The organism is Luteibacter sp. OK325 (assembly GCF_003050935.1).
In the GTDB taxonomy this organism is placed as follows: domain Bacteria; phylum Pseudomonadota; class Gammaproteobacteria; order Xanthomonadales; family Rhodanobacteraceae; genus Luteibacter.
Map to the genome: position 1 here is coordinate 352,905 of NZ_QAOX01000001.1, position 24,098 is coordinate 377,002.

At 65.7% G+C, this 24,098-nt stretch carries 23 protein-coding genes and 1 riboswitch; of the genes, 14 read left to right on the forward strand and 9 right to left on the reverse strand.

Features of this window, described 5'->3' with window-relative positions:
* The first annotated feature begins 20 nt into the window (after positions 1-20).
* Both C8J98_RS01510 and C8J98_RS01515 read left to right on the forward strand, forming a co-directional pair.
* Positions 21-1,736: an Hsp70 family protein gene (locus C8J98_RS01510; RefSeq protein WP_107910238.1), complete on the forward strand. Its 1,716-nt coding sequence runs from the start codon at positions 21-23 to the stop codon at positions 1,734-1,736.
* A 12-nt stretch (positions 1,737-1,748) separates the two neighbouring features.
* On the forward strand, positions 1,749-3,203 hold the full coding sequence (locus tag C8J98_RS01515; protein WP_107910240.1) for a hypothetical protein: 1,455 nt from the start codon (positions 1,749-1,751) through the stop codon (positions 3,201-3,203).
* Here C8J98_RS01515 and C8J98_RS01520 read toward each other — a convergent pair.
* Genes C8J98_RS01520 through C8J98_RS01530 form a run of 3 tightly spaced genes read right to left on the reverse strand, consistent with a single transcriptional unit; the run spans position 3,151 to position 6,396 of the window.
* Complete coding sequence (locus tag C8J98_RS01520; RefSeq protein WP_107910241.1) at positions 3,151-4,404, reverse strand: heme biosynthesis HemY N-terminal domain-containing protein; 1,254 nt, start codon at positions 4,402-4,404, stop codon at positions 3,151-3,153. The two genes, C8J98_RS01515 and C8J98_RS01520, sit on opposite strands and share 53 nt — an antisense overlap.
* The gene (locus tag C8J98_RS01525) at positions 4,401-5,579 is read right to left on the reverse strand and encodes a uroporphyrinogen-III C-methyltransferase (RefSeq protein ID WP_158272561.1); all 1,179 of its coding nucleotides are present in this window, start codon (positions 5,577-5,579) and stop codon (positions 4,401-4,403) included. The genes C8J98_RS01520 and C8J98_RS01525 overlap by 4 nt, the downstream gene beginning before the upstream one ends.
* Before the next feature lie 46 nt (positions 5,580-5,625).
* Positions 5,626-6,396, reverse strand: coding sequence for a uroporphyrinogen-III synthase (locus C8J98_RS01530; RefSeq protein ID WP_107910245.1), 771 nt, complete (start codon positions 6,394-6,396; stop codon positions 5,626-5,628).
* Positions 6,397-6,518: 122 nt separating this feature from the next.
* On the opposite strand from C8J98_RS01530, the gene C8J98_RS01535 reads away from it, so the two are divergent.
* Genes C8J98_RS01535 through C8J98_RS01545 form a run of 3 tightly spaced genes read left to right on the forward strand, consistent with a single transcriptional unit; the run spans position 6,519 to position 7,921 of the window.
* A complete protein-coding gene (locus tag C8J98_RS01535; protein WP_107910247.1) occupies positions 6,519-6,983 on the forward strand; it encodes a YiiD C-terminal domain-containing protein in 465 nt (154 codons plus the stop codon).
* 29 nt (positions 6,984-7,012) lie between these two features.
* Complete coding sequence (locus tag C8J98_RS01540; protein WP_107911103.1) at positions 7,013-7,426, forward strand: hypothetical protein; 414 nt, start codon at positions 7,013-7,015, stop codon at positions 7,424-7,426.
* A gap of 48 nt (positions 7,427-7,474) precedes the next feature.
* Positions 7,475-7,921 carry a rhodanese-like domain-containing protein gene (locus C8J98_RS01545; RefSeq protein ID WP_107910249.1) on the forward strand — a complete coding sequence of 149 codons (447 nt, stop codon included), beginning with the start codon at positions 7,475-7,477 and terminating at the stop codon, positions 7,919-7,921.
* Positions 7,922-8,500: 579 nt separating this feature from the next.
* On the opposite strand, the gene C8J98_RS01550 is transcribed toward C8J98_RS01545, so the two are convergent.
* On the reverse strand, positions 8,501-9,556 hold the full coding sequence (locus C8J98_RS01550) for a 2Fe-2S iron-sulfur cluster-binding protein (RefSeq protein WP_107911105.1): 1,056 nt from the start codon (positions 9,554-9,556) through the stop codon (positions 8,501-8,503).
* Positions 9,557-9,604: 48 nt separating this feature from the next.
* On the opposite strand from C8J98_RS01550, the gene C8J98_RS01555 reads away from it, so the two are divergent.
* The 6 genes from C8J98_RS01555 to C8J98_RS01580 all read left to right on the forward strand — a co-directional run bounded on the left by C8J98_RS01555 (position 9,605) and on the right by C8J98_RS01580 (position 14,762).
* On the forward strand, positions 9,605-10,057 hold the full coding sequence (locus tag C8J98_RS01555; RefSeq protein WP_107910251.1) for a hotdog fold thioesterase: 453 nt from the start codon (positions 9,605-9,607) through the stop codon (positions 10,055-10,057).
* Positions 10,054-10,998, forward strand: coding sequence for a serine/threonine protein kinase (locus C8J98_RS01560; protein ID WP_107910253.1), 945 nt, complete (start codon positions 10,054-10,056; stop codon positions 10,996-10,998). Before C8J98_RS01555 ends, C8J98_RS01560 begins: the two co-directional genes overlap by 4 nt.
* 14 nt (positions 10,999-11,012) lie before the next feature.
* On the forward strand, positions 11,013-11,456 hold the full coding sequence (locus tag C8J98_RS01565) for a hypothetical protein (protein WP_107910255.1): 444 nt from the start codon (positions 11,013-11,015) through the stop codon (positions 11,454-11,456).
* Positions 11,457-11,475: 19 nt separating this feature from the next.
* Complete coding sequence (locus C8J98_RS01570) at positions 11,476-12,645, forward strand: class I SAM-dependent rRNA methyltransferase (protein WP_107910257.1); 1,170 nt, start codon at positions 11,476-11,478, stop codon at positions 12,643-12,645.
* Between the two features lie 48 nt (positions 12,646-12,693).
* On the forward strand, positions 12,694-13,776 hold the full coding sequence (locus C8J98_RS01575) for a DNA topoisomerase IB (protein WP_107911106.1): 1,083 nt from the start codon (positions 12,694-12,696) through the stop codon (positions 13,774-13,776).
* Between the two features lie 65 nt (positions 13,777-13,841).
* Complete coding sequence (locus C8J98_RS01580) at positions 13,842-14,762, forward strand: hypothetical protein (RefSeq protein WP_107910259.1); 921 nt, start codon at positions 13,842-13,844, stop codon at positions 14,760-14,762.
* A 125-nt stretch (positions 14,763-14,887) separates the two neighbouring features.
* On the opposite strand, the gene C8J98_RS01585 is transcribed toward C8J98_RS01580, so the two are convergent.
* Positions 14,888-16,663 carry an aspartyl protease family protein gene (locus tag C8J98_RS01585; protein WP_158272562.1) on the reverse strand — a complete coding sequence of 592 codons (1,776 nt, stop codon included), beginning with the start codon at positions 16,661-16,663 and terminating at the stop codon, positions 14,888-14,890.
* A 335-nt stretch (positions 16,664-16,998) separates the two neighbouring features.
* Here C8J98_RS01585 and C8J98_RS01590 point away from each other — a divergent pair, with 335 nt between their 5' ends.
* On the forward strand, positions 16,999-17,754 hold the full coding sequence (locus C8J98_RS01590) for a hypothetical protein (protein WP_107910263.1): 756 nt from the start codon (positions 16,999-17,001) through the stop codon (positions 17,752-17,754).
* Between the two features lie 176 nt (positions 17,755-17,930).
* Here the strand turns inward: C8J98_RS01590 and C8J98_RS01595 are convergent, their stop codons facing one another.
* Positions 17,931-18,986: an aldo/keto reductase gene (locus C8J98_RS01595; RefSeq protein ID WP_107910265.1), complete on the reverse strand. Its 1,056-nt coding sequence runs from the start codon at positions 18,984-18,986 to the stop codon at positions 17,931-17,933.
* A gap of 106 nt (positions 18,987-19,092) precedes the next feature.
* Here C8J98_RS01595 and C8J98_RS01600 point away from each other — a divergent pair, with 106 nt between their 5' ends.
* Positions 19,093-20,007, forward strand: coding sequence for a LysR family transcriptional regulator (locus tag C8J98_RS01600; protein ID WP_107910267.1), 915 nt, complete (start codon positions 19,093-19,095; stop codon positions 20,005-20,007).
* On the opposite strand, the gene C8J98_RS01605 is transcribed toward C8J98_RS01600, so the two are convergent.
* A complete protein-coding gene (locus C8J98_RS01605; protein WP_107910269.1) occupies positions 20,004-20,507 on the reverse strand; it encodes a cupin domain-containing protein in 504 nt (167 codons plus the stop codon). The genes C8J98_RS01600 and C8J98_RS01605 overlap by 4 nt on opposite strands.
* Positions 20,508-20,571: 64 nt before the next feature.
* On the opposite strand from C8J98_RS01605, the gene C8J98_RS01610 reads away from it, so the two are divergent.
* Positions 20,572-21,192 (forward strand): CDP-alcohol phosphatidyltransferase family protein, encoded by a 621-nt coding sequence (locus C8J98_RS01610; RefSeq protein ID WP_107910271.1) that lies wholly within the window; start codon positions 20,572-20,574, stop codon positions 21,190-21,192.
* 6 nt (positions 21,193-21,198) lie between these two features.
* On the opposite strand, the gene pnuC is transcribed toward C8J98_RS01610, so the two are convergent.
* Both pnuC and C8J98_RS01620 read right to left on the reverse strand, forming a co-directional pair.
* A complete protein-coding gene (gene pnuC, locus C8J98_RS01615) occupies positions 21,199-21,780 on the reverse strand; it encodes a nicotinamide riboside transporter PnuC (RefSeq protein ID WP_107910273.1) in 582 nt (193 codons plus the stop codon).
* On the reverse strand, positions 21,770-23,947 hold the full coding sequence (locus C8J98_RS01620; RefSeq protein ID WP_107911108.1) for a TonB-dependent siderophore receptor: 2,178 nt from the start codon (positions 23,945-23,947) through the stop codon (positions 21,770-21,772). Before C8J98_RS01620 ends, pnuC begins: the two co-directional genes overlap by 11 nt.
* Positions 23,948-24,001: 54 nt before the next feature.
* Positions 24,002-24,097, reverse strand: a riboswitch (TPP riboswitch).
* Between the last annotated feature and the right edge of the window lies 1 nt (position 24,098).

The following is a 24,098-nucleotide window of genomic DNA, read 5'->3' on the forward strand; positions in this document are numbered from 1 at the left end:
GCACCAGGGAACAGACAGACATGATCGTGGGGATCGACCTAGGCACCACCAACAGCCTCGTCGCGGCATGGATCGATGGCGCGCCGCAGCTCATCCCGAATGCCCTGGGAGCGATGCTCACGCCCTCCTGTGTCGGCATCGACCAGGACGGCAGCGTGCTGGTGGGCGAGGCGGCACGCGAGCGCCTGCAGACGCACCCCGAGCAAACCGCTTCCCTGTTCAAGCGCTACATGGGCAGCGCGCGCACGGTTCGCCTTGGCGACCGCGACTATCGGGCGGAAGAGCTTTCCGCCCTCGTCCTGCGTTCACTGAAGGCCGATGCCGAGGCCGCGCTCGGTGTCCCGGTGACCGAAGCGATTATCACTGTTCCCGCTTACTTCTCTGATGCCCAGCGCAAGGCCACGCGTGCAGCAGGCGAGTTGGCGGGGCTACGGGTGGAACGTCTGCTCAACGAGCCGACAGCCGCTGCGTTGGCCTATGGCCTGCATGATGCCCGGGGCGAGACGCAGTTCCTTGTCTTCGACCTGGGCGGTGGCACCTTCGACGTTTCGATCCTGGAGATGTTCGACGGCGTGATGGAAGTGCGCGCCAGCGCCGGCGACAACATGCTCGGTGGTGAGGATTTTGTCACGTTGATCGCGGATCTCGCTTTCCACAACGGGATTCCGGAAGCCGCGCGCGAAGACGCGGTGTTCATGCAACGGCTCGTCGCGCGGGCCGAAAAGGCGAAGCGCCTGCTCGGCACCCAGCCGAACGCCAGCTTCGATATCTCCTGGCGCGGCAGCGATGCGCGAGTGGAACTCGATCCGGATTCATTCGAGAAACTGTCGCAGCCGCTGCTCACCCGCCTATGGCGCCCCATCGAACGAGCGCTTCGCGATGCACGCATCCGTGCCGCGGACCTCGACAACGTCGTTCTCGCAGGTGGCGCGACGCGCATGCCCATGATCCGCGCACTGGCCACGCGCATGTTCGGTCGTTTTCCCGCCATGGGACAAAACCCCGACGAAGTCGTTGCCCTCGGCGCCGCTGTCCAGGCAGGTCTGAAGATGAAGGACAAGGCGCTGGACGAGATGGTGATGACGGACGTCTGTCCTTACACGCTCGGCACCGCCATCTCACGACGCATGGATGGAGGGGCACGAGCGGATGGCCTCTATTCCCCCATCATCCAGCGCAACAACGTGGTCCCGGTAAGTCGCGCGCAACGCTACGTGCCTATCGATCCCAGTCAGTCGTCGATTCGTATCGAGGTCTACCAGGGCGAGTCGCGCCTGGTCCGCGACAACATCCTGCTCGGCGAGGTGACCGTGCCCCTCAAAGCCGGCCCCGGCCATGCAGAGGGTGTCGACGTGCGCTTCACGTACGATGTCAACGGCCTGCTCGAAGTCGAAGTGAGGGTTGTCGCGACATCGGAAACGCGCCGTCTTGTCATCGAAGGCAGCGAAGGGGGCCTCGGGGCCGATGAGATCGCGCGGCGGCTCGAAGCGCTGGCGGCACTGAAGGTTCATCCCCGCGACACGCTCGAGAATCGCACCCTGCTCGCCCGGGCGGAAAGGCTCTACGAACAGCTGCTCGGTCAGGTCCGGGACCATCTCGGACAGATGATCCTGAGCTTCGAGCAGGTCCTGGCCACGCAGGACCCGCGTCTTGTCGCACGCGACGCCGCCTTGTTCCGCGAAGCGCTGCACAGCATCGAGGCGAACGATCACTTTGCTCCCGACCTGACGGACTGAGGAACAGCCTGCATGGCCCTGCCCTGGTTCCTGGAGCTGTTGGAGCTTCCGCCGCACGCCGACGAGCGCGCAGTACGCCGCGCGTATGCCGTACGCGTCAAGATAATCGACCCGGCGACAGATCCGGCGGCGTTCGCCCGGCTGCGCGAAGCCTATGAAGCTGCGCGCGCCTGGGTCGCCGAAGACGATCACGACGTCGCGGTGGAACTGTCACCGTCGGCGGTGGAGCCGACCGTCGAGACGGACGCAGTCGAAGCGGAGGCGGCCGGCGATTCCACCGCAGCGCCAGCCGTTGTCGCGGTCAACCCGCAAGAAGAGGCCCTGCGACTCATCGATTGGCTGGCCACTCGAATTGCGTACGGCGAAACGTCGGAAATCCAGCGGGAACTGGAAGCCTGTACCGCCCGACTTCGGTTGCAATACATCGACGCGCCGGGAATATTCGAGGAAGTCCTTATCGATCGTCTCGCAAGGGGCTTGCTCCGGAAGCGCGCATACGTGTTCGATCTCGCCACGCAACACTTCCACTGGCAGGAGATCGGTCACCTCGCAGCGCTCGGCCCCAGGGGCATGTGGATCGAAGCGGTCGAGTCGCAACGCATGGTGTGGAACGGCATCGCGCCGATCTTCCGCGCGAATCGGCTGTCCCTGATCGAAGGAGCCGAAGCGTCGAAGGGCGCATTGCCGGAGCAGATCGTCAGGCGGTGGTCAGAAGTTCGCGACGATTTCCGACGTTTTCCTTCGTACCTGGGCCTTTATCTCGAGCCGACACGCCAACAGGAATGGGCCTCCCGTTACGACGCGTTACCCGCCCCGGAACGGCAAGCCATCGAGGCGCACCCGAAGCAGCGTCGCCAGGGATTTTTCAGCCTCGAATGGACGCCTCGCGTGCGGGGCTTCCTCGTCGTCACGATAACCGGCCTCGTCGTTTACCTGGCTGTGTCGACGGCCGAGCTGCCGCAGACCGCGCCGACCGCGTCCAGGACGCACGCGACGTCATCCGCGGTTGTGCGTGCCGCAAGCGACCTCGATGTCACCATCAGTGAGTCCCCCGCTCCCGGCCACGACAAGCGCTGGATCGTCGTCACGCTGGCCAATCGCGGCCCGGTGACGCTTTACCTGGACAAGGCACTCACACCGCCGATGACGCCAGGGACCCACCTCGCCCGGCCCTTGTTCAACATCTTCGATCCGCACGGCGTTTCGGTCGCATTCGCGCACCGGGCGATTCCCGATCCGCCAAGGGATCCAACAACGGCCTTTGTCCGGCTCGAGCCCGGGCAGACGTTATCCAAGAGTTTCGACCTCGATTTCGACTATAAGCTGATTCCAGGCGTGACCTATCGCATCAGCTATCGGCAGCCGGTCACGCGAACCATCCTTGACAAGGGAACTTACGTGGACAGCAACGTGCTCACGGCGAAAGCCGCGGCACACCATGCTGATCGCGCTCTTCCACCGCGGTGACGCGCGTGTCGATGCGATGGTTGCGTGACTCGGGCAGTACTTCGGTGGATTCGCCGCGAGCGAGCGCCAGCGCATTGCGATAGCAACGCTGCGCGAGCTCTGGATGCGCTTCGCCGACGTAGACGTCGCCAAGGGCTTCCCATGCATCCGCATTCGGCTCGATAGCCAACGCACGTTCGAGGAAGGGCTTGGCCTTGCCCCAAAGACGCGCACGCACGCACATGCGGCCGACGGCAGTAAGCAGGGCCGCATCGTTCGGATGGGTATCGACCCAGCCTTCCGCGCGACGGAGGCGCTGCTCGAGATCTTCCGCTCCCATGCTGCCGTACGTGGCGATGAGGGAGGGCGACCATTCGCGGCGCAAGGCCGTCTCGATCTCGTCCATCGCAGCCATGCTCTGGCCGAACGCCGAAGCGCGACGTGCGTAGGCGTCGACCGCTGCCGGCAATCGGCGCTGGCCCTTCGGAAGCTGCGACCATAGCGTGGAAAGCGAGGCGCCGTCGGGCGCGCTGGTGATGTACGCCGCGACCGTCCGACTCTCGAGGTCGGCGAACGCACGCGCACCAAGTTCACCACTCTTCTGCAGTGGCTCCAGTGCGCGCACGGCGCCGCGGGCATCGCCGGATTCCAGCGACGCCTCGGCGTATTCGATCCAGCCCGATGGCGTGAGCGATGCGCTGTTCGCCTCCGGCGCCAGCAGTGCCGCCGCTTCGGTGGATCGGCCCGCTCGACGTACAAGACGAGCGCGCAGTACACGCGCCGCACGCGGGGTTTCCTGTGCGGCGAGGTCGAGGGTTTCCAGCGCACGCGTGGATTCGCCGTGGCGTTCGGCCGCTTCAGCGGCTGCCAGCAGCGCGGGGCCGCGCACCGACGGATAACGTGCTGCGCGATTGAGGTCGCGCTCGGCTTCGCCGTGGCGACCTTCGATCAGTGCGACCAGGCCATCGGCGAGGCGACGACGACTGAGCCGGCGATGACGGCTATTCAACGCGCCGAACGGCCAGCGAATCAGGGTGACCAGCGCGGCGATCACCGCCCACGCGAGCAGCAGGATCACCACGGCACTGACCACGGTCAGCTGCAAGGTAGTGCCGCGCAGGTGGATCAGCACATAGCCCGGGTCGTCCGCGACCCAATGCCAGGCAAACGCCGCGATGACTGCGACGAGGATGAGACCGACGATCCAGCGCCAGAGTTTCATGGCGTGGCCTTCGAAACGGCCGTCGAAGAGGAGGCCGGCGCAGTCGATGCGGAAGACGCGGGATGCACAACCGAACCGGCATGCGCCGGCGCGGCATAGGAACCGGCCTGCAGCGCGTGCACCGAACGCAGGTTACGCAACTCGGCGAGCGCGGCGCCCAGTTTCGGCTCCGTCCCCTTGGCCTGGCTGGCGAGCAGTGAGGCGATACGCGTCCGTGCGGCCTGCACGGCGGGTGAGTTCGGATTGAAACGCGCGGCGAGCGTGGCATCGACACGCTTCAGCGCGGCGGCACGACCCAGATCGTCATACGCCAACACGGCGGCCTCCGCATGGGCGACATCCAGGGCGGCAAGTTCCCGCGCGATGCGATCGTCAGCGAGGCCCATCGGCGTGCCGTCGTCATGACTGACCTTGACGATGTTGCCGAGCGCATCACCGGCGCGCTGCCAGAAACCGCGCGTCTCGTTCTCGCCCAAGGGTGCGTCCAGGTCCTTCAGTGGCAGCGTGGGCAACTGGGCCCGCAGGTCGGCGAGCGTATCGAGGTCGCTTGCACGCGCCGAGGGCGCAACCGCGGCGAGTGCTTCGCGCTCGGCCGTCAGGCTCTGGCGAACGGCGGCGAAGGCACTGTCGTTGACGCCGGCCAGCGTCTTGTCGGCGAGATCGTAGGCGGACAACGCGCCACTGGCGTCGCCGAACAGGGCGAAGCGCTCCTTGGCCATGCGCAGCAGGGATTCCGCTTCGTCGAGCAACATCGCGTCGTGACCGCTGAGGCTTCGCTCGGACAGATTGGCGACGGCGTCTTCAAGATTTTTCGTACGTTCGGACATGCCGAGCATCTCTTCGCGCGCCGACCGGTTCACACCATCGGCATCGCTGACCCGACGGCGCAGGTTGGCGTTGTCGTCACGCAAACCATCCACCGTGCCTTGCAGCGTGTCGACCTGTCCGCGAAGGCCATTGGCGGCACCGAGGTCCTGGCGCATGGTCCAGACGGTGTAAGCGGTGTAGCCAGCGGCGCCAAGGGCAGCCAGCGAGATCAGGATGGCCACGGCGAGGGCGCCACCACCGCGGCGGGGCGCGGGGTCTGCCGGCCGACGTGGGCTGGCCGAGGCAGGCGCGGCGGCCGGGGCCGGCGTCGCCGGAATGGGTGCGGTCGGTGGGGTCTCGGTCGTCATGCGAGGCATGCTAGCAGGCCATACGGCAACGCATGGAATACATCCCTCAACGGCCCGTGAACGAAACCCCTGCGGCGGCCGCGAGCAGGTCGCCCGGGAGGGCCGAGCGCGCCACGACCACCCGCTCGAAACCGGTGGCCAGGGCGATGTCCCGAAGCCGTTCACTGCTGACCACGGCGACCGCCTGGACCAGCCGGCGCCAGGCAGGCGCGATCAGCGCCCGATGCAGGTGATCCAGGGCTTCGGCGCTGGACAACAGGACCGCCGAGCGGCGGCCCAGCTTCAGCAGCGGGTCGATATGACGGCGATCGATGCGCGGAGCTACGCGGTGGTAGACGTGGACCTCGTCCAGCAGGGCGCCGCGCGCGGCGAGTTGCTCGCGCAGCAGGCCCCGGCCGCCGGGGGCGCCGATGAGGGCGACCCGCTTACCCTCGACCGCCGCCAACTCGGGCAAGCCCAGGACGCCCTCGCTGTCCTGCGAGGTGTCCGGGAAACGCACATCGGAGAGGTTGGCGCTTCGCAGCGCGCGGGCGGTGCCGCGACCCACCGCGATCACCGTGGCCCGGGTCGCCAACGGCAGCACATCGGCAGCGAAGCGCACGGCGGCCGGGCTGGTGAAGACGAGCACGTCCCCCTGGAGTGCGGCGCGCAGCGCGGCATCCACGGCCGAGGCGTCCTCCGTCGCGCGAAGCGAAAGGCCCGGCACGCTGACCGGAATGCCGCCCAGCTTGCGTACCCGCCGCGAAAGCGGCCCGGCGGTACCCGCGGGACGGGTGATGACGACAGTCACATTGCGAAGGGGGTGGCTACGGCTCACGGAAGCATCCTGCTACTGAGCGCTCAGGATAGGAAGCTGGCGCCTTCCGGACCAATGCCGAAGGTCGTGGTCCGGCCATACGGGTGCGAACGGTTTGCCTTGCCTCGTAGACTTCACGGCTTATGACTCCCAACGACATCTCCCTCGCCGATCTCGAGCGCTTCATCCTCGATGGCATTCCCCTCGCGCGGGCCATGGCGGTGAGCATCGACAGCTTCGATGGCATGCGTCTGGTCATGACGGCACCGCTGCTGCCCAACATTAACGACAAGGCTTGCGCCTTCGGTGGGAGCATCGTCGCCCTGATGACCCTGACCTGCTGGGCCCTGGTCGAGGCCGTGCTGCGCCAGCGCGGGGAGGACTGCGACGTCTTCGTCGCCGACTCAACGGTGCGCTACCTGGATCCCATCTGGGCCGATCTCCGCGCCGAGGCCACGCTCGCCCCGGGAGCCAACTGGAAGGGCTTCTTCAGCATGCTGAAGGCCCGTGGACGGGCCCGCGGCGACTTCACCTGCGTGGTACCCGGCGCCGACGGAAAGCCGCTGGCCAGCCTGGATGCGCGTTTCGTCGCCAAACGCCGGGCATAATGCCGGCCGACGCCACGATGGAACCCGCCATGCGCCGTATCGCCCTGCTTGTCCTCGCCCTTGCCGTATCCCTGCTGACCGGATGTGCCACGGACGTCCGTAATGAAGCGCTCACCCGTATCACGAACTCCTATGCTTCGGCCGTCCGCTGGGGCGATTGGGAAGGTGCGCAGAGCTTTATCGACAAGGACTTCGCCAAGGACCACCCGCTGAGCTCGATCGAAAGCGGTCGGCTCGACCAGCTCCGCGTCACCGGCTACGACGAGGGCAGCGGTCCGCGGCCCGATGGTGACAACGAAGTGGTCCAGGTCGTCCAGATCAACGTCGTCAACATCAATACCCAGTCCGAACGGACCGTGATCGACCACCAGCGCTGGCGCTACGACTCCGAAAAGAAGAAGTGGTGGCTGATGACCGGCCTGCCTGACTTCTCGCCGAAGTAAAGCCTATATAATCGGCCGTTTATCCCCACTGGGACGCGCAAGAACCCGATGAACGACGTACTGCACAAGTTGCCCGAATTCGCGAGCAACCACCTGGCGCTGGTCGCGCTGTTCGTGGCGATCCTGCTCGCCCTGCTCGGTGGCGAAGTGATGACCCTCTTCCGCAAGTGGAAGACCCTCACCCCGGCTGGCCTGACCCAGCTGATCAACCGCGATACGCCGCTGATCATCGACCTCTCGGCCAGCGCCGACTTCGAGAAGGCCCACGTTCCGGGTGCCAAGAACGTGGCCATGAGCCAGTTCGATCCGGAAACGCAGAAGGACCTCAGCAAGGCCAAGGAACTTCCGGTGGTGCTGATCGACAAGGACGGCCGCGGCGTCGGCAAGGCGGCCAACCGTCTGATCAAGGCCGGCTTCCAGAAGGTCTTCGTCCTCGACGGCGGCACCTACGCCTGGCAGACCGCACAGCTGCCGGTCGCGAAGGGCAAAAAATAGGCCTCGCGGGCTCGGCTGCGCCATCGCGCTCTACACTTGGGCGTCTCGCGGGGGAGACCTTGGTGTCCACCCTCGCTGCTCAGACAGTCCTCCGCGCTCGACAAGGAAAGGCCGCTCACGCGTCCCATGTATCTATCTGGCCTACGGCCGCTCCACTTGTGCGGAACTCGCCTCGAGGGTGGATACCAAGGCCTCTCACGACGATACGGTCGAATGAAAGGAGAGCCGTTGCGTGGTGCCGTCGTCGGCCCCGGTCGCTCGCGGAACTCCTGGCCCATGCGAAAGCGATGGCTGGTACCCGTGCCGATCACGTTCCCCCGCGCCTTTGCCTGCGTGCCTGCGGACGATGCTGCCACACGCTTTGGCTCGACCCACGCGAACCTCAGGGTCCGGGAGAGCCTTCGGTGCCCACCCTCGAGGCGAGTTCCGCACAAGTGGAGCGGCCGTAGGCCAATAAGAACACGGGCCGCGCAGCGGCCTTTCCGGTACGAAACGCGGAGGACTGTCTGAGCAGCGAGGGTGGGCACCGAAGGCTCTGCGCCGCTACGTCCGCGCCCGCCGCGGCGTGAGCTCAACGCCTCAGAGCCCGTGAATCCCCGCCCGACCGCGCAGGATCGCATCCAGCACGTCCGGCGCCACGTCGAACGAATCGAAATACAGCCGGTCCTCCGGCAGGTTCGCATCGATGAACAGCTGGCGTCCCGCCGCGATCATTGCCGGCGGCCCGCCCATATAGAGGTCGAAAGCGCTCAGGTCCGGATGGTCTTCGAGCACGGCCTCATGAATGAGGCCGGCGCGCAGGCCGCTGTCGCGGGCGGCTTCCGGATCGGACAGTACCGGCGTGAAGGTGATCGTCGGTATGTCCGCCGCCCATCCGCGTGCGAGGTCGGCGAGATACAGATCCGCCGCGATGCGCGCGCCCCAGTAAAGGTGGATGGGCCGGCGCGTGCCCAGCGCGATGAAGTGCTCGACGATCGCCTTCACCGGAGCGAAGCCCGTGCCGCCGGCCATGAACAGCATGGGCCGTTCGGAGTCCTCGCGCGGCACGAAGGTACCCAGCGGCGCCTCGATAGTCAGCCGGTCGCCAACCTGTAGCGACTCATACACCCATGAGGTGAAGCCGCCACCGGGCACGTGCCGTACGTGAAGCTCGATCGCCCCATCGGCGCGCGGTCCGCTGGCGATCGAGAACGGCCGGTGCTTGCCGTTGTCGAGGATCACGTCGAGGTACTGGCCGGGCAGCCAGTTGAGCCGGTCGTCGCCGAGCGGCTTCAGCCAGATGCCGACCACGTCCGGCGCCAGCAGGCGGCGCTCGATCACCTCGGTTTCGGCGCGACGGTGCGGAATGTCTTCCACCGAAGCTATCTCACGCGCCTGAATCGCGATGTCGCCACAGGGCACGGCCTGGCAGAGCAGGATCGCATGGCGCATGCGCGCCGGCCCTGAGAGGGCCGTCGGCGGATTGCGCGGGTAGGAGCATTCACCTTCGACGAGGGTGGCTTTGCAGCTTCCGCACACGCCGCCCCGGCACGAATACGGGAGGGCGATTCCCGCGCGCTGAGCGGCTTCGAGCACGGTTTCGTCGGCAGCGGCGTCGAATCGCTTGCCGGACGATGTCAGGGTTACGGTGGGCACCGGCGCATTGTAGGACAATGACGGCTTGCCCAATCACTGACGATGTCTATGGCCATCTGGAAGCAACCCGTCGACCTTGCCCGGATCAACGGCTGGAGCCGCGGCACGATGATGGAAACGCTCGATATCCGCTTCACGGAGGCTGGCGACGACTGGCTTCGCGCCACGATGCCCGTGGACCACCGCACGCAGCAGCCTTTCGGTCTGCTTCATGGCGGCGCCTCCGTGGTCCTGGCCGAGACGCTCGGCAGCACGGCCGCCCTGCTCACGCTCGATGTAGAGAAGGAAATCGCCGTGGGCCTGGACATCAACGCGAACCATATCCGTGGCGTGCGCGGTGGCCTGGTCACCGGCACGGCGAAAGCCATTCACCTGGGACGTACCACCCAGGTGTGGGAAATCCGCATCGAGGAGGAAGCCGGCAAGCTGGTCTGTCTTTCGCGCCTGACCATGGCCGTGATTCCTTCGCCGGGCGGCGCGCCGGGGAATCTCCGCTCGTGAGCGACGCTGCGCCGTATGCGGCGCTGTCGCCCGAGGTCGTGCTCGCCGCGGTGGATGCGGCCGGCTCGTGGAGCGACGGCCGCCTGTTGACGCTCAACAGCTACGAGAATCGCGTCTTCCAGGTCGGCCTCGAGGACGGCGGCTTCGTCGTGGCCAAGTTCTACCGGCCCGGCCGGTGGACGGACGCCGCGATAGCGGAAGAACACGACTTCGCCCTCGAGCTGGCGGCCGCCGAACTGCCTATGGTGGCGCCACTGATTTTCGACGGGCAGACACTGCTGCGCCATGCCGGTTATCGCTATGCACTCTATCCGCGGCGCGGTGGACGAGCGCCCTCGCTCGAATCCGCCGATCAGCTGGAATGGCTCGGCCGCCTGCTCGCACGCATGCATGCGGTGGGCGCGCGTGACCGTTTCCAGGCCCGTGGCACTCTCGACCGCGCAACCATGATCGAAGCGCCGATGCGCGCGACGCTCGGCTCCGCCCTGTTGCCTGCACACCTCTTCGACCCCTACCGATTCGCAGCCAGCCGCGTCGATGCTGCCGTCGCCGACCGGATCGATGCGGTCGGACCGGTGCAACGTATTCGCCTTCATGGTGACTGCCACCCCGGCAACGTGTTGTGGACCGACGCCGGTCCCCACTTCGTCGACCTCGACGACGCACGCACCGGCCCGGCCGTGCAGGACCTGTGGATGCTTGCCGGCGACGACGCCATGATGAAGGCGCTGCTCGAAGGTTACGGGCAGTTCCGCGATTTCGACCCCACCGAACTGGCCCTGATTCCCGTGCTGCGTGCGATGCGCCAGGTGCATTACGCAGGATGGATCGCTGAGCGCTGGCACGATCCGGCCTTCCCCGCCGCCTTCCCCTTCGCCGCCGAAGCGCGCTGGTGGGAACAGCACATCGCCGATCTCCACGAGATCGCCGACGACCTCTAACCCACGGAGAACCCATGCATTCTTTTTTCACCCGCGTCATTGCCGTGTTTGAAATCGCCGGCGGCCTGTTCGGCCTCGTCCACCAGTTCGATCGCCTCCTCGGCGGCCGCTTCAGTGGCGTCGATGCCATCGTCGCCGTACTCGGCGTGCTGCTGTTCGCCTTCATCCTGGTCGCCGGCATCCTGCTGGCCAGCAACGACGGCCGCGGCACGCAGATGTCCATCTGGGCGCAGTTCCTCCAGGCACCCCTGATCGCGACACCGGTCTTCAGCTACGCGCTGACCAGCGGTGCCTTTGCCAATCTTTTCATCACCCTGCAGCACGCCCCGCGGCTGGGTTTCGATTGGTCCATCGCGACGCACGGCTGGCTGCTCGCCCTCGGTGGACCGTCGCCGGCGCACCTGGGCATCAACCTGCTGGCCCTGGTTTCCTGGCTGATCCTGCGCTTCGGTCGCTGAGCCCCGGTATCATTCCCGGATGAATACCCCTGCCCTGCCCAGCATCCGCCTGAAAACCGACCGCGTCCCCGGCCACCCCTGGGTCTGGTCGGCCCAGATCGTCAAACCCGAAGAACGCCTGCCGCCCGGGAGCGTCGTCGACGTGCTCGATGCCAAGGGTCGTTTCGTCGGGCGTGGATTCTGGAACGGCCATGCGCGCGTCGCGCTGCGCCTGCTCACCACGGACGCCGACCAGGCGATCGACCAGGGCTGGATCGCTTCGCGCATCGCCAAGGCCGTGGAGCTGCGCCGCGAACTGCTCCGGCTGGACGAGGTGAGTGACGCCTGGCGCGTGGTCCATAGTGAAGGTGACGGTCTCTCCGGGCTGGTCGTCGACCGCTACGCCAACCATCTCGTGGTCGAGTACTTCGCCGCCGGCATGTGGCGGTTCCGTGAGGCCATCCACGCCGAGCTGCAGCGCCACTTTCCCGGTGCGTCGCTCTACTGGTTCGCCGAGGAGCACGTTCAACGGCAGGAATCGTTCGACGTTCGCTCCAACGATGCACCCGCCGCGGTGGACGTGCACGAGCACGGCCTGGCATTCCATGCCGCGCCGGGCCTCGGCCACAAGACCGGCTTCTTCGCCGACCAGCGCGACAACCGCCGCCGGTTCGCCCAGCTTGCCCGTGGGCGTCGCGTGCTCGACCTGTGTTGCAATGCCGGCGGCTTCGCCGTGCATGCGATGAAGGCCGGCGCAAGCGAAGCCATGGGTGTCGACGCCGACGCGGCCATTCTCGAAGTCGCTCGCGACAATGCCCGGCTGAACCATGTCGAGGCAACGTTCGAACAGGGTGACGTCTTCGAGTGGCTGCGCGCGGCGATCGCACGCGGCGACACCTGGGACGCCGTCGTCCTCGATCCGCCCAAGCTCACGCGCGACCGCAACCAGGTGGTCAACGCGCTGAAGAAGTACTTCGCCATGAACCGCACGGCACTCGACGTGATCGCGCCGGGCGGTATCCTCCTGACCTGCTCGTGCACGGGCCTGGTCAGCGAGGACGACTTCCTCGAGATGATCCGCCGCGTCGCCCTCAATGCGGGCCGCAACATCCAGGTCCTCCATGTGGACGGAGCCGGCGCGGACCACCCGGTGGCGAGCAATGTCCCGGAGAACCGATATCTCAAGGCCGTGTACTGCCGCGTCGACTGACGCCGCGTTCACCGTGCCTTGATCGCCGGCCGGCTCACACTGCCGGCCATGTCCAGGAAGCCGCCCGACGTCGCCCTCGTGGTGCCCGATGTAGAACGCGCCCACGCGAAAGCGGCGGGCCTGGTCTACGTGTGCGACACCGACAACGGCATCACCCGCTGCAAGCGCGGGCGTTCGTTTCAGTACATGGATGTCGACGGCAAGCGGATCACCGACGAGGACGTGCTTGCGCGCATCCGCGCCCTGGCCATCCCGCCGGCGTATACGAAGGTATGGATCTGCTCGAACGAACGTGGGCACCTGCAGGCCACCGGACGCGATGCGCGGCTGCGCAAGCAGTACCGCTATCACGCGAAATGGCGGAGCGTGCGCGACCGTGACAAGTTCGAACGGATCATCGAGTTCGGCGAGGCGCTGCCGCGGTTGCGCCGACGCCTGCGCAAGGACCTCGCCCTGCCCGGACTCCCCCGCGAGAAGGTATTGGCGCTCGTGGTGAGCCTGCTCGAAGAGACCATGATCCGCGTGGGTAACGACGAATACACGAAGCAGAACAACTCCTTCGGCCTGACCACCCTGCGCTCCCGCCACGTTGCCGCGCGCCACGGTCGCATCGAGTTCCACTTCCGCGGCAAGAGCGGCCAGTGGCGCGACGTGACACTCGACGACCGCCGGCTCGTGAAGGCCGTACGCAAGGTCCAGGACCTGCCCGGCCAAAGGCTTTTCCAGTACCTCGACGATGAGGGGCAGCGTCAGCCGGTCGACTCAGGCATGGTCAACGACTACCTGCGGGAGGTGACCGGCAGCGAGTGCACGGCGAAGGACTTCCGCACCTGGGGCGGCACGGTCAACGCCGTCGCCATCCTGGCGGTCACGGCACTGCCCCAGGAGGGTGGCGAACGCGCCGTGAAGGCCGTCCTGGCCGCCGCGGTCAAGGAGGTTGCCAGCGTGCTCGGCAACACGCCGGCGGTGTGTCGTGCTTCGTATATCCATCCTGAGGTATTCGCGGGGTGGCTCGATGGGGAACTGCACCGCCGCGTGCCGGAAACCGGTGTCGTTTTTCCACGAAAATTGGAAACGCTGACCCTGGCTTTTCTGCGTCGACGGCTCCATGTATCCCGACGCTCCCGTTAAGGCAAACGGATGGCTATAGTGCTCACACGGGGTTCGCGTTCGATTTTCCAGGGGTTGTGTTGACGATGTTGCGGTGGAAGGTGATTCCCGTCCTGTTCGGCCTGACGGCAGGCCTGGGTGTGCATGCGCAGGAAGCGCCGGCAGCGCCGCCGTTCGCCCTGCCCGACGCGAGCAGCCATCGCGGCGTGGTGGACGACACCTGGATCATTGCGCCCAAGCGACTGTCCGACGCCACGCTTACTGGCGTGAAGAACTACGCCGACGAAGGAGACATCGCTGCCGGCGTGTCGCTGCGTTATCGCATCGACCATGCCGAATGGATCATCGCGGACGTGTTCATCTACCCCGCGGGTGAAGGCGACAGCGCGAAGATGCTGCACCAGGCAGCGGAGGATTTTCGCGAATCGGTGGCCTATGCCGAACGCCAGGAGATCTATCGCAACGTCTGGTGGGGCGACGAATCCGCGTATACCGCCTCGTTGGCCGGGGGGAAGAAGATCGAGGGCCGCTTCCTGCCGATCGTGTTCGACGCCCAGCAGGACATGCTGACCTCACGAACCTACCTGTTCTACCGCAAGCTGTATTACGTGAAGATACGGCTGACCACGACCGTGGATGCCGTCGACTCGCTTGCCGAGAACGCCGACGCCTTCGTCAAGGGCCTTCTCGACGGCGTCGAGGTCGTTAGTGCGGGCACGTGTGGTCGCAAGATGGACATCGTGGCACTTCAACCGGGCGAATCGGCGCCAGGCGATCTTCCCGATGGTGTCAGCGCCGACGGTTTCCGCATGGCTCTCAAGCTCACTCGGTCGGGTACGCCGGCATATGGCGCACAGATGGCGAAGGCGATGTCCCTGGCGGCAAAGCGCCAGCTGGCCGGTGGTTGCACCACACTCGATTACCATCCGCCACTGGAGGACGGCACGCGCACCGTGCTGCACCTGTCATTCACCCCCGAAGACTGGGGTTCGTCACCGAAGCCCTGAACGTAGAACGGCCGGAGCGCGTCCCACGCCCCGGCCGTTGCCACCCGGTGACTTGCGGCGACCCGTGAATAATGCGGGAGTCCACCGCTTCCGCCCATGGAAGAATTCTGAAAAAGTCGCGAAGTTCAGCCGGGCGCGAAGTCGACCAGGTGGAGCGTCACCTTTCGCCCGTTCACCATGCCCAGCACCACCGCCTGGCCATCGCTCGCCCGGTCGAAGACATCACGCAGCCCCCAACCGCCAAGGCGCGCTGCCGACACCCCGTTTACCGTAAGGATGGCATCGCCGACACGGATGCCTGCCTTCGCCGCCGGGCCGCCCGCCACCACGGCGGAAACGATGAAGCGATCGGGCTGGTCGGGTTTGCGTCCGGCGCGCAGGCCGGGGTCGGCATTGCCGGGTTTCGCCGCAACCGCACGAGGCGCCAGCGTCATGGCGGCGCGCCGGTAGTCCACATAGACGGTGAATCGGGAGAGGACGTCCTGGCCGATATTCCCCGCTTCACTGACATTGGCTGTGGCACCGGCATCGGGTGGCGTGAGCTGGGCGATGTGGCCGTGCACGATCAGACTGCCCATGCCAAGCGACTCGACATGCGAGAGTCGTGATACGAAAGGGCCGCCGACACCACCGCCACCCACCAGGGCATAACCCTTGCGGTAGCGATCGATCAGGCCATTGCGTTGCAGCCATTGCGGGAAAATGAGCAGGCGTCCGCTATTGCCGGTGTCGATGCCGAAGACGCCCGGCTTGCCGTCCAGCGTGCCGTCGATCACCGGCATGTCGAACGTGAAACGCAGCGGGACGCTGGTGCCTGTCATGGCCGTCGGCGCCGCTCCGATATCGAACGGCGACAGCAACAGGCGACGATGGTCGTAGTCGAAGGTGACCGCGAAACGTTCGAATACCTCCAGCCCGAGGATGCCAGCGATGGGTTCACGCTCCCCGCGATCCGAAAAGCCGAAGCCGAAAGGCATGACAAGGAACGTCTGGTCGCGCACGTTCGCTTCGCCCAGTCCGAGGTTGTCGACATGCGCATACGAGGTTGGCATCGAGCCGGGGCCTGATCCCGTGCTGACGCCCTTGCCCTGGCCACGCACGCCGAGCTTCTTTGCCGCCGCTTCGGTGAGGATGGCGTGGCCACCGGTGTCGAGGATGAACGGCAACGGTGCTGCCCCATTGATCGAGACATCGACCAGCAGCGCGCCGCCTTCAAGCGTCATCGGCACGCTGGCCACTCGCGTATCGCCGCGCATCGTGACGTCGCCGGGAAGCCGGGGCGGACGGGCGAGCGCTGTGGCGAGGGCTGCTTCGTCCAGACGGCGGTAGCGGTCGACCTGCACGGTTTCGCTGCCGTCTTCGGTGCCGCTGTCCGTTTTCGCGACCGTCATAAAGCGATAGGGCAGCGATATACCCGCCGTATCCCGGTAGTCGGAAAAGTCGCGTGTAAAGGTAAGGAACGAGGAACGCCATTGCGCGCGCCGCAAGTGTTTCGTGGCCTGGTCAAACCAGAGCGTGACGTCCCGCCCATCCCGTGGCGTTGCCACGACCCGACGCAAGCTCGTTCCGTTCTCGCCCACTTGCACGTCATCGCGATACGCGGTGCCGTCGTTCTCCAGCCACCCGTAGCGCAGCAACCAGGCTTCCGTCACGGCAACGATTTTCGCCTCGTCCGAATCGAAGGGATGCACGGCACCGGAGATGTCCTGATGCCAGCGCCCATCGGCGTCCAGGCCATCGGCGGTGGAGCGCACGGGATGCGTCGCACGGGTCGCGTACGCCCCCGAACGGCGGTCGACGATCTCCCGCCAACGTGCGTCGAGTCCCTCGCTGGATTGCGTTCCCGTGGCCTCGAAGGCGGGGAAAGCCGCCAACCCGGACGACGCCTCCGCGCGGGTCACGACCCCTACCCCGCAAAACAGAGTAAGCAAAAACGGCAAAATTCTCGACGTCATTCGTGGCTCCCGGGTCCGAGGTGCACCTCCGATTCTAGGCAGGTCGCGCATGGAGAACACGGTGCCTTCCGGCAGGGTCACGGGCGGCCGCGACACCCGTGACAAAGACCTACGAAATATCTCAAACTCCGCCCACGGAACCGTCAGGGGGCTGGTTTCCGCCGGAGCCGCTCGTGTCGGGGGACACGCGGACCGCCACTTCTCGCTTCCAGGTTGCCTGTATCCGGCCCGACTCGGTGTCGGTGTGGGACGCACGCGACTGCCAGACGAAGGAAAGCACTATGCATACGTTATGGAAGAACGGCCTTGTCGTTGCCTGTATTGCCAGCGTCACCGCTTGCGCATCGATCACCGGCGGCACGCACCAGAAGGTCAGCGTCCAGCCGCAAACGGCATCCGGCCAGGTCATTACCGGTGCCAGCTGCCGCCTGACCAATGACCGCGGGTCGGTGAACGTCACCGCTCCCGGTGTCGCCACGGTGCACCGCTCCGGCCAGCCGCTCGAGGTGAACTGCCGCAAGGATGGTGCGACCGTCGCCCAGCAGTCGTTCCCGGCCTCCACGCGCGGCATGGTCTGGGGCAACATCGTTTTTGGCGGCATCATCGGCGTCGTCATCGATTACTCGAACGGCGCCGCGCACCACTACGCCAGCCAGTTGCGCCTGATGGGCACCGACGTGGGCGGCGTGGCTTCATCTGCAGGCCTGCCCGGAGCGCCTGTCGCCTCGGCCGCCTCGGTGGACACGAAAGCCGTGGCCGACGCGCCCACAAGCAACGGTGCTCAGCCGCATGAACAGGAGATCGCCACGGCCTTCCAGCCGGGCGGCCCGGCAAGCCTCGATCCGCGCGTGGGGACTTCCATGTTCAATGCCGCCCAGAACGTCGCTGCCATCCAGCAGTGCGACCGCATGATCCGCGTGGTCGAGGTCGACGGACAGCACGCGTTGTTCTTTACCCAGTGCCAGGGCCGTCAGCAGAAGCTGCACATCGAGTGCACCGCCGACAGCTGCGTACCGCTGCTGCCGCCGGAAACCTGATCTGGCGTCGAGCCCCTTCGGCGGCGAACCCTCAAGCTGTCGTGTACGCGAATGAGGCCTTATGGTGATCGTGCGAGCGGTTGAACCGCCCGCACAATGCAATGCAAAGCCTCGTTCGCGACATCACCGCTGAGGGTTCGCCGGCGTAGCCGGTTCGTACAACGACAATAAGCACCTTATTTGAGGTGCGGCGCCAGCAGGGGCATGTCGGCCGGACCCAGGCGATCCGATGCGGTCATCAACTGGTGCCAGTACGGATAGAGCACCGGCGGCGCGCTGACTTCATCCAGACGCTGACGCTCTTCGGCCGTGAGCTTCAGTTCGGCGGCCGCCAGGTTGTCCTTGAACTGTGCCTCGGTACGACCACCGATCACCAGCGAGGTGACCGCAGGACGCTCGAGCAACCAGGCCAGCGCGACCTGCGCTCCCGACACGCCACGCGATTGGGCGATTGAAACCAGTACGTCGACGACGCGCCACAGGCGCTCTTCGTCGCGGATCGGCGGTTCGGTCCAGCCGGCCAGCTGGCGCGAGCCTTCCGGGGCCTTGGTATCGCGACGGTGCTTGCCCGAAAGCAGCCCGCCGGCGAGCGGACTCCACACCAGCACGCCGAGGCCCTGGTCGATCGAAATCGGCAGCAGTTCGTATTCGGCTTCGCGCGCTTCCAGCGTGTAATGGATCTGCTGGCTGATGAAACGCTGGCGGTGCTCACGCTCGCTCACGCCGAGCGCCTTCATCAGGTGCCAGGCGGAATAGTTGGAGCAACCCAGGTAACGCACCTTGCCGTCGCGAACGAGGGTGTCGAGCGCTTCCAGGGTTTCCTCCAGAGGCGTCAGGCCATCCCACTGGTGAACCTGGTAGAGATCGATCACGTCCGTGCGCAGCCGCTTCAGGCTGGCTTCGCATTCGCGAATCAGGTGATAGCGCGACAGGCCACCATGGTTCGGGCCATCACCCATGGGAAAGCGCGCCTTGGTCGCGATCAGGACGTCCTTCGGACGCTTGCCGCCGAGCACTTCACCGATAATCTCTTCCGAACGACCGTCGGAATAGACGTTCGCCGTGTCGATGAGATTCACGCCGGCGTCGATGCACATGTCGATCAGCCGGCGCGCTTCGTCGACGCCGGAGCTACCGACCGAGGCGAATTTGCCCTGGCCGCCGAAGGTCATCGTGCCCATCGTGAGGGTGGAGACTTTGAGGCCGGAGCGGCCAAGCAGTCGGTATTCCATGGGGAGTCCTTGTGGGGAGTGAACCTGCTCACGTTAGCCTTCCCGCCATTGATCTGTAAAATGGAAAATTCTGATCGAATTAAGCATCCCTGAGACTCAATACGCCGTGGACCTCAAGCAGCTCGAATACTTCATCGCCGTCGCCGAGGAGCGCCATTTCACGCGAGCCGCCCAGCGCCTCAACGTGGTCCAGTCCGGCCTTTCCCAGACCATCCGCAGCCTGGAGGAAGAACTCGGTGGTCCGTTGTTCGTCCGCACCACGCGCAGCGTGGCGCTCACCGCCGCCGGCGGCGTCCTGCTGGAAGAAGCCCATCGGGTGCTCGACGCCGCGCGCACCGCGCGCATGGCGGTCACCCAGGTGCACGGCCTGGCACGCGGGCGGTTACGCATCGGCGCCATCCAGAGCCTCGCCCCCTTCATCGACCTGCCGACCACGCTGGGACGGTTCCGCGAAGCCTTTGGCGGCATCGACATCGAACTCCGCTTCGACGGTTCGGCCAACCTGCTCGAAGAAGTGCGCGATGGCCACCTGGACATTGCCTTCACCCAGCCGCCCACCACACCCGTGGCGGACGTGGTCACGAAATTACTGGTCTGCGAAGGCCTGGTGGCCGTGTGCCCGCCCAAGCATCGACTGGCCGGTGCCCACGACGTCACGTTGAGCGATCTCGCACAGGAGAGCTATGTCGACCTCCGCGCCGACTGGGGCATGCGCCAACTCATCGACGAGGCTTTCACCGAGGCGGGGCTCACCCGGCGCATCCGCTTCGAGGTGAACGACATGGGCATGTTGATCGAACTCGCGGCGCAAGGCCTGGGCATCGCCTTGGTTCCGGAGTCGATCGCGAAGATCCGCCGCGATGACCGCCATGCGAGACCGATCGCCTTCGCCGACATCGCGGAGAACGAGGAACCATGCTGGGAAATCGTCGTGGGTTATCGCGCACGAAGTGGTGAAGCGCCGGGTCGCCTAGCGCAGGCCTTTCTCGATGTGCTGGTGCAGCCGGCCGGTGCGCTCTAGGGCTCGCCATCCCAGTAATCCAGGCCGTTCTCCATCCGCTGCACATAGCTGAAACGTGAGCCGTCGGGCCTGCTGACGATGGACGAGTGCTTTCCCGAGTCCGGATACTCGACGAACTCCGGCGATTCACGCGTGCTGATGGACAGATACTTCAGGGGCGCATCGGACGTATTGATGAACTGGTGCGGATACTCCGGACCCGGCGGAATAAAGACGACATCGCCGGCACGCACAGGCAGCCGTTCACCGGCAACGCGTAACGTGCCCTCGCCTTCCAGCACCACGAACATCTCTTCCTGCGCATAGTGGAAATGGTAAGGGCAGGACATCTTGCCGGGCGCGACGATGTCGAAAGAGGCACCGAGTTTCTCCGCGGCCGTCCCGGTGCCGAGGCGAATGCCGACGGCGTCGTAAAGGGGCTCGCGGACAAAGCGTTCGGCGGGGGCATCATGGAAGTTGCGGATGAGCTGCGCGGCGAGCTGGGTGGCACGTGAAGTCATGGGCCTGCCATCGTGCGATGTGAGTCCTTGTAAGCTTGCACGTCCCGTCTAACCGAGCAAGCCGATGACCACGAAACCGCGACCGTTTTCCATGATCCGCGACTTCGCCCTGGCCGACTGGTTCACGCTAGGCAATGCCGCCAGCGGCGTGGGTGCACTCTTTTCGACCATGACCTACCTGCAGGAAGGCGGAATCTGGCACCTGTACGCGGCTTCCGGACTGGTTTTGCTGGCGCTGGTCTTCGACATCCTCGACGGACGCATCGCCCGTTGGCGCCAGCGGGCGTCGCTGCTCGGCCGCGAACTGGACTCCCTCGCCGACGTGATCTCCTTCGGTGTCGCGCCGGCCGTCATCGGTTACGGTTGCGGCATGCAGGGTGGCCTGGACCGCGCGATCCTGCTGATCTTCGTCTGTTGCGGGGTCTCGCGCCTTGCTCGCTATAACGTCACTGCCGAAGTGAATTCGAACGCCGAGGGCAAGGTCACCTATTTCGAAGGCACGCCCATCCCGACGTCGATCCTGCTGGTTGCCGTCCTCTGCGTCGCCGCCTCCATGGGGGCGCTGCATGAGAACCTATGGTTCGGTAGCGTCCACATCGCCTCGCTAGGCCTGCATCCTCTGTCGCTGATGTTCGCCTTGTCCGGTGCGCTGATGGTCAGCCGCATCCGCATCCCGAAGCTCTGACGGCGCTCAGGCTGCTGCGGGCACCGTCGATTCCCGACGCCACGCGCGCAAGCCGAACGCGGCCAGCACGACAAAGCCCGCATAAAGCACCGCCGTGATCGGCAGCGACTTGTAGGCATATTCACCCACGTAGATTACGTCGACGGCGATCCATAGCCACCACGCGGCCGCGTGGCGGCGAGCCTGCCACCATTGGGCGACGAGGCTGAACGCGGTGAGCGCCGCGTCGAGCCACGGCAACGACGCGTCCGTGTAGCGGTGCATCGCATAGCCGAGCGCCAGCGCAGCCGCCGTGCCGACGGCGAGGTGGAGGGTCGCGCTTCGCGTGTCCAGCTCCGCCACGCGGACGTGCCCGCTACCGTCGAGATTCCGCGACCAGCGCTGCCACCCGTAAAGGATCAGCACCGCGAAGATCACCTGCAGGACCGTATCGGAATACAGCTTGGCATCGACGAAGATCCACGCGTAAGCGATCACCGAAACCAGTCCCACGGGCCAGCACCACGGGCTTCGCCGCGCGGTCAGCCACACGCCCGCCGCGCTGACCAGCGCGGCGGAAAGTTCAAACAGCGAGAGCTCAAAAGTCATAAGTCATCGAAAGCCGGGCCAGTCGCGGCATGCCGGGAAAGAGATAGCTGTCGCCGCCCGAGGTACCGGTGTCACGCCAGTAGAAATGATTGAACACGTTGTCCACGTTGAGGCGCCAGGTCATCGCATGGCCGCCGACGGCGGTGACGAAACGCAGGCCCGCGTCGAACACATGGTATGCGGGAACGCGCGTGTCGCCGTTCGGCGTCGCCACGTTGGTCCCGGCATAACGCCAACCGCCAAGTACCGCCAACTGCGGGGCGAACGGAAGCGAGTAGTCGGCGTAAACAGCCGTCCGCCAACGGGGCACATTGACGACCTGATGGTCTTCGTAGTCTGGCGTACCGGTGTTCTCGGCGCGTGCGCGAATCACATTGGCGCTGGCGGTGAGACGAAGGTTGTCGGTGACACGGCCGGCCAGGTTGAGTTCGAGGCCGGTGTGTACCTCCTGTCCCTGCTGTACGAAGGTGAAGCCTTCCGCCGTATCGTCAGGGCGGGCGAACTGATAAGCCTGGCGAATGCGGTAGACCGCAGCTTGCAGGTCGAGCGCGTCGCTGACCGCGTACTTCACACCGGCTTCGACCTGGCGCGACTGCAACGGTGCCAGCGTGGTGCCGCCGTTCGAGGTCCAGTACGGTGCCTCGCGACCCAGCGAAAGGCCTTCGCCATAGCTGATATAGGTGGTCAGGGGCGCGATCGGCTGCCACAACACGGCGGCCTGCGGCAGCGTCTTGGTCATGCGCGTATCGCGTTCGAGCGCACCGGTGTCGTCGTATGCGCGTTCGTCGAGCTTGACCAGGCGCGCACCGGCAAGCACCTGCCAGGTCTCACCGAGATGGACGCGATCGATCGCGAACAACGTCCGCTGCCAGCTGGTGAGGCGCCGTTCCGAAGGGCCCGGCTCGTTCGGTGACGGATCGAAATACGGCGGCACACGGTCGTCGATGTTCGCCGTGCCGACGTAGTCGTACACATAGGCACGCTGGTCGACGGTGCGACGGAACGCGCTGGCGCCCACGTTCAGTTCGTGGTCGATCGAACCCGTCGCGAACGTCCCGGTGAGTACCGCGCGCAGCTCGTCGTTCTGTCGCGTGTCGTCCGGACTCCGGAAGTCGTAGACATCGTAGTCGCCGTTAGGTGCGAAGAAGTAACCCGGCGTCGCACCGGACGCGCACGAGGCGGCATAGAAGCAGCCATAGGCGAAGGCGACGTTGTCGTCGATCACCGTATGACTGTGCCCTGCGGACACCTGCGCATTCCAGCTGTCGTTGAAGCGGTAGTTGAAACGCAGTGAGGTGTTGCTCGAATGGATGCCGACCGGCCGCTGCCAGGGCTCGTAGCCAAGCAGCCGCGTGCGACTGGGATGCTCGGGAATCTGCGTGCCGCCAAGCAACTGATAGCCCGACGCCGACCGCTGACCGCTGGTCTGGTAGTCGGTGTCCAGCAACAAGGTCGCCTGGTCGGTGATCTTCCAGTCCGCGCCGATGGACACGAAGCTGCGCCGGCCATCGGTATGTTCGATGGCGGCGTGCGTCTTCTCGTTGGCGGCATTCACGCGTACGCCAAACGACGGAGTGAACCACGTGCCCAGGTCCACGGCCTCGTAGCTGGAACCGTGCGAGTCCGTTCCGATCGTCAGCGTGTGCACTTCCGCCGGACGCTTGCTGACGTAGTTGATGAGCCCACCGGGCTCGACGACGCCGGCTTCCAGGCCACCGAGGCCCTTCAGCACCTCCACCCGTTCCTTGCCTTCGAGCGCGAGCAATTGCTCGGCCGACATGATCATGCCGTTGAAGCGGAAGCCCGTCGCCAGATCCAGTGGGAAACCACGAATCGACACGTCCTGGTAATAGCCCGCCGGCGCATAGTTGTCGTTGATTGCCGAGTCACCGCGCACCAGCTCACTGAGCGTCCGCGGCTGGCGGTCGTCGATCTGCGCGCGGGTGATCACCGTGATCGCCGCCGGCGTGTCGTGCAGCGGCGCGCTGCCGAAGCTGCCGAAGGTGTCGAGCTGGGAATCGGCCGCCTGGTACCCGGTGGACGTGGTGGCATGGACGTCCACGGTCGACAGGGTACGAGCCTTCTGCGGCGCGGTGTCATCGGTGGCATGCGCCACGCCGAGCATCGAAAGCAAGGCCAGGGCGAGCGGGGTACGGGAAAAAGTCATCGTCGTCTTCAGGTTCACGGACGAAGCGACGGCGAGCCACGTCGTCCTGGGACGTCCGTGGCTCTGCAAGCTCCCTACGCCGGTACTAACCGGGTCAGGTTCCAAGGGACTCTCTCAGCCTGGCAACGCCAGGCACCCCCGCTTCTAGAAC

What these genes read in the sequence shown, in the direction of transcription:
- C8J98_RS01570 (WP_107910257.1), top strand. Translation starts at nt 11,476, where the DNA reads ATGAATACCCCTGCCCTGCCCAGCATCCGCCTGAAAACCGACCGCGTC.
- C8J98_RS01620 (WP_107911108.1), bottom strand. Translation starts at nt 23,947, where the DNA reads ATGACTTTTTCCCGTACCCCGCTCGCCCTGGCCTTGCTTTCGATGCTC.
- C8J98_RS01520 (WP_107910241.1), bottom strand. Translation starts at nt 4,404, where the DNA reads ATGAAACTCTGGCGCTGGATCGTCGGTCTCATCCTCGTCGCAGTCATC.
- pnuC (WP_107910273.1), bottom strand. Translation starts at nt 21,780, where the DNA reads ATGACTTTTGAGCTCTCGCTGTTTGAACTTTCCGCCGCGCTGGTCAGC.
- C8J98_RS01565 (WP_107910255.1), top strand. Translation starts at nt 11,013, where the DNA reads ATGCATTCTTTTTTCACCCGCGTCATTGCCGTGTTTGAAATCGCCGGC.
- C8J98_RS01580 (WP_107910259.1), top strand. Translation starts at nt 13,842, where the DNA reads ATGTTGCGGTGGAAGGTGATTCCCGTCCTGTTCGGCCTGACGGCAGGC.
- C8J98_RS01605 (WP_107910269.1), bottom strand. Translation starts at nt 20,507, where the DNA reads ATGACTTCACGTGCCACCCAGCTCGCCGCGCAGCTCATCCGCAACTTC.
- C8J98_RS01510 (WP_107910238.1), top strand. Translation starts at nt 21, where the DNA reads ATGATCGTGGGGATCGACCTAGGCACCACCAACAGCCTCGTCGCGGCA.
- C8J98_RS01610 (WP_107910271.1), top strand. Translation starts at nt 20,572, where the DNA reads ATGACCACGAAACCGCGACCGTTTTCCATGATCCGCGACTTCGCCCTG.
- C8J98_RS01535 (WP_107910247.1), top strand. Translation starts at nt 6,519, where the DNA reads ATGACTCCCAACGACATCTCCCTCGCCGATCTCGAGCGCTTCATCCTC.
- C8J98_RS01540 (WP_107911103.1), top strand. Translation starts at nt 7,013, where the DNA reads ATGCGCCGTATCGCCCTGCTTGTCCTCGCCCTTGCCGTATCCCTGCTG.
- C8J98_RS01575 (WP_107911106.1), top strand. Translation starts at nt 12,694, where the DNA reads ATGTCCAGGAAGCCGCCCGACGTCGCCCTCGTGGTGCCCGATGTAGAA.
- C8J98_RS01515 (WP_107910240.1), top strand. Translation starts at nt 1,749, where the DNA reads ATGGCCCTGCCCTGGTTCCTGGAGCTGTTGGAGCTTCCGCCGCACGCC.
- C8J98_RS01555 (WP_107910251.1), top strand. Translation starts at nt 9,605, where the DNA reads ATGGCCATCTGGAAGCAACCCGTCGACCTTGCCCGGATCAACGGCTGG.
- C8J98_RS01590 (WP_107910263.1), top strand. Translation starts at nt 16,999, where the DNA reads ATGCATACGTTATGGAAGAACGGCCTTGTCGTTGCCTGTATTGCCAGC.
- C8J98_RS01545 (WP_107910249.1), top strand. Translation starts at nt 7,475, where the DNA reads ATGAACGACGTACTGCACAAGTTGCCCGAATTCGCGAGCAACCACCTG.
- C8J98_RS01525 (WP_158272561.1), bottom strand. Translation starts at nt 5,579, where the DNA reads ATGACGACCGAGACCCCACCGACCGCACCCATTCCGGCGACGCCGGCC.
- C8J98_RS01595 (WP_107910265.1), bottom strand. Translation starts at nt 18,986, where the DNA reads ATGGAATACCGACTGCTTGGCCGCTCCGGCCTCAAAGTCTCCACCCTC.